The following is a 3,902-nucleotide window of genomic DNA, read 5'->3' as shown; positions in this document are numbered from 1 at the left end:
GATCGGGACGGCTGCGGCGCCGGCGGGCGGGAAGGCTGGGGCTGGGCGGCCGGCGGCGTTGTCCGTGCGGGCGCCGTCGAAGCGGCCGGGCCAGGACGCGCCGCGGCGGGCGCAGGGGCAGGCGCCGGAGCAGGCGCAGGCGGCGGTGTGGTGACGCCGACGGCGGGCATGGCGGAGGGCGCAGGCGGCGCTCCGGGCTGGTTCAGCGCCTCCTGATCAGCCAACTGGGCGAAGTCCTGGAAGAGCAGTATGCGAACAAAATCGATGGCCCCTGTGTCGGCGCCCAGGGCCACGCGCCAGGACCCGTCCACCCCCTTTACGGCCACGCCCACGGGCAGGCCCCGGGGCATGAGACCGCCGTCGCCTGAGGTGACGATGCGGTCGCCTTCCTGGACGGGTTCGAGGCCGCGCAGATAGTCGAGCTTGGGATTGGGGCCGCCGTCGCCCGTCAGAATGGCCCGCGCATTGGTGCGGTCGACCATCACCGGGGTGCGCGAGGCGATGTCGGTGAGCAACAGGATGCGACTGGCGCCGCGGGTCACCCCCACCACGCGCCCGACCAGCCCCCGCTCGCTCATGACCGGATTGCCGATCCGCACCGAACGCTCGGTGCCCACATTGGCCAGGCGCGTATTGGCGAAGGGGCCGCGGGCGTCGCTGACCACCCGGGCCGAGACCATGGGCACGGGCGGGTCGGTCTGCAGCTGAAGCAGGTCGCGGTAGCGCTCGTTCAGATCCCGAAGGACGAGGACTTCCTGCTCCAGCGCCTGCGCGGCCTCAAGTCTGGCGCGAAGGCGGCGGTTCTCGGAGACAGCGAAGAAGTAGTCCGAGATGGCCCGTCCCGCCTCGCCGATCCAGTGCAGCGGCGCCGAAACAATCCCGGTGACGGGGGCGGCCACGGCGTCGCTCACCTCGCGGGTGACCCCATAGGCCTCGTTCTGGAAGGTTTCCCGTCGGTCGCTGAGCAGCAGGGCGATGGCGACCACGGCGGCCACGATCAATGCGACGCCGGCCGTCCAGACCAGCGGCACCCGAATTTCGCCGAGAGGATTGTCCCGAAAGGACACCTAAGCCTGTCTCCCACCCCAAATCGAACGACGTTAGGGGCCGCTCGATTTGGTTAAGCAAATCCTAGGCCAAGGTCGACTCAAGAACGCCCTTCATCCATTTCGGATGTTCCAGCACCTTGCCGCAGCCGAGCGCCACGCAGGACAGCGGGTCATCGGCCACCGTCACCGGCAGGCCGGTATGGTCGCGGATCTCGGCGTCCAGGCCGCGCAGCAGGGCGCCGCCGCCGGTGAGCATGATGCCCTTGTCGGCGATGTCGGAGGCGAGCTCTGGCGGCGTGGCTTCCAGGGCCATCTTCACCGCGTCGACGATCTGGCCGACCGGCTCCGACAGGGCGTCCGACGCCTGCTTCTCGGAGATGCGCACTTCCCGGGGGACGCCCTGCATCAGGTCGCGGCCCTTCACCTCGATGGACAGGCCCTCGCCGTCGGCCGGAGCCCGCGCCGTGCCGATCTCCTTCTTGATCCGCTCGGCGGTGGTCTCGCCGATCAGGAGGTTATGGTTGCGGCGCATGTAGCTGATGATCGCCTCGTCCATCTTGTCGCCGCCGACGCGGACCGAGCGCGAATAGACGATGCCGGAGAGCGAGAGCACGGCCACCTCGGTGGTGCCGCCGCCGATGTCGACCACCATGGAGCCGGTGGGCTCGTGGATCGGCAGGCCGGCCCCTATGGCGGCGGCCATGGGCTCGTCGATCAGGCCCACGCGGCGGCCGCCGGCGTTCAGGCAGCTGTCGTTGATCGCCCGGCGCTCCACGGCGGTGGCGCCCGACGGCACGCACACGATCACCTTCGGGTTCACGAAGCCCTTGCGGTTGTGAACCTTGCGGATGAAGTACTTGATCATCTCTTCGGCGACTTCGAAGTCGGCGATGACGCCGTCACGCATGGGACGGATGGCTTCCATGTGGCCCGGCGTCCGGCCCAGCATCTGCTTGGCCTCAATGCCCACGGCGTGGACGACCTTGCGGCCGCCGATATTTCTGAGCGCCACCACCGACGGCTCGTTCAGCACGATGCCCTTGCCCTTCATGTAGATGAGGGTGTTGGCGGTGCCGAGATCGATGGCGATGTCGTTGGAAATGGCGCCGAAGAGGGACGAGATCATGCAGGGCCCTGATGACTGGGGGGCTTGGGGAGCGCCTCGGTACGATGGGCCTCACCGTCATGCGCCGGTATCGGAGCGCGCGGTCGGATCAGCCTGTCGCGAGAAGGACTTGCGGTTCGTGTGCCCCGGCGTCTTGTTGATTTCAAGGCCTATTCACGGACGCGAGAGGCGAGCCGCCGCGCCGCCCCCTGGCGGACTCAGGGAATTCAACTCCTGCGGGAGGCAAACTTCCCGCTTTGCGCTCATCGGCCGCGGGGTGGTTATCCGGGCTCGCTTGCCCACGACTCATCCCAAGGCCGCCAGGACCACGCCCACCGCAGTGGCCGCCCCTCCCAGGACCTGGCGCAGGGTGAGTGATTCCCGGAAGAGCCGGCGGCCCGCCAGGGCGGCGATAGGCAGTTCGAGAACCCCCACGGCGCGGACCTGGCCGGCGGGCGCCAGGCTCAACGCGGCGAACCAGCAGGCCGAGGCCGCCGCCCCGCAGAATCCCGCCCCCCACGAGGAGCGCCAGCCCAGCAGCACCGCCCGAAGGGCCTGCGGCCGCCGCACAGCCAGCCAGGCGCCCAGGCCGAGCGACTGGAGCGCCTGGGCTACGCACACCGCGCCCAGGGCCGCATAGACAGGATGAGCCGGATCCAGCGCATGGGCCGCCTCCCGATAGGCGTTCAGCACCACGGCCATGACGACGCCGGAGGCCACGCCCAGAAAGAGGCCCGAGCGCGCCATCTGCGAAATGGCGCCGGGCCAGGACAGGACAGCCACGCCGCAGGTGGTGACGCCCACCCCGGCCCAGGCCGCCGGGCTCAGGCCGTCGCCAAGCACGAAGAGTCCCAGCAGGGCGGCGGCCGGCAGGGAAGCCTGCTGGGTGAAGGTGGCCACCGCAAAGCCGCTGCGCCGCATGGCCACCAGCAGCAGGGCGGTCTGTATGATCTGGCCGAGCGCGCCGAGGCTCACAGCGATCCAGAAGCCTGGGCCGGCCTGCGGATCAGCGCCAGGCGTCAGCAGCGCGGCGGCGGCGAACAGCGCCAGGGCGAAGGGCAGGCCGAACAGGAAGCGGACGAGGGTCGCCCCCCAGGGCCCCGCCTCCTCCACCAGTCCACGCTGCAGGGCGTTACGCGCCACCTGCAAGGGCGCGGCGGCGATCGTCAGGGCGATCCAGAGCATGTGAAAGCCTCATCCCGCCCCAGGAAGGGGTGCGGGATCCATAGGGCCTTAGGGGCGTGAGCAAGGGATCAGCGAACCGCGACGGCCAAGGTCGCCGAGGCTTGCGGACTCAGAAGCCGCTGGCGACCTTGGTGGCGTCCGGCGCGCTCTTCTCCTTGCGGGCGAAGAGGTTGTTGAGCGCGTTCACATAGGCCTTGGCCGAGGCGGTCAAGGTGTCGGTGTCGGCGGCCTGGCCGGTGGCGATGCGGCCGTCCTCTTCCAGCCGAACCGAAACCTGGGCCTGGGCGTCGGTGCCCTCGGTCACCGCATGGACCTGGAACAGGCGCAAAATGGCGGCGTGGGGCACCACCTCGTGGATGGCGTTGAATACCGCATCCACCGGCCCGTCGCCGGTGGCGCTGGCCGAGCGCTCGACCCCCTCCACAGTGACGGTCAGATGGGCTTCCTGCGGGCCTTCTGTCCCGGCGATGACCCGCAGCTGCTTGACCTGGATCCGGTCGGCGCCGGAGGCCAGGGCGTCGTCCACCAGGGCCACGATGTCGTCGTCGAAGACGTGCTTCTTC

The 3,902-nt window shown here is 69.8% G+C and carries 4 protein-coding genes; all 4 read right to left on the bottom strand.

The window, feature by feature from the left end:
• Positions 1-1,067, bottom strand: a 1,067-nt coding sequence (gene mreC, locus V7D28_RS14375; protein WP_333588070.1) for a rod shape-determining protein MreC, incomplete at its 3' end; no start/stop codon positions are given.
• Between the two features lie 64 nt (positions 1,068-1,131).
• Positions 1,132-2,175, bottom strand: a complete 1,044-nt coding sequence (locus V7D28_RS14370; protein ID WP_293319783.1) for a rod shape-determining protein — start codon at positions 2,173-2,175, stop codon at positions 1,132-1,134.
• A gap of 285 nt (positions 2,176-2,460) precedes the next feature.
• Positions 2,461-3,339, bottom strand: coding sequence for a DMT family transporter (locus tag V7D28_RS14365; protein ID WP_333588069.1), 879 nt, complete (start codon positions 3,337-3,339; stop codon positions 2,461-2,463).
• Positions 3,340-3,448: 109 nt separating this feature from the next.
• Positions 3,449-3,902: alpha-isopropylmalate synthase regulatory domain-containing protein (locus V7D28_RS14360; RefSeq protein ID WP_333588068.1), on the bottom strand; the 454-nt coding region annotated here is incomplete at its 5' end.

The organism is Phenylobacterium sp. (assembly GCF_036723115.1).
Classification (GTDB): domain Bacteria; phylum Pseudomonadota; class Alphaproteobacteria; order Caulobacterales; family Caulobacteraceae; genus Phenylobacterium.
The sequence above is the reverse complement of the archived record's forward strand: the minus strand, read 5'-3'. Positions and strand labels throughout refer to the sequence as shown.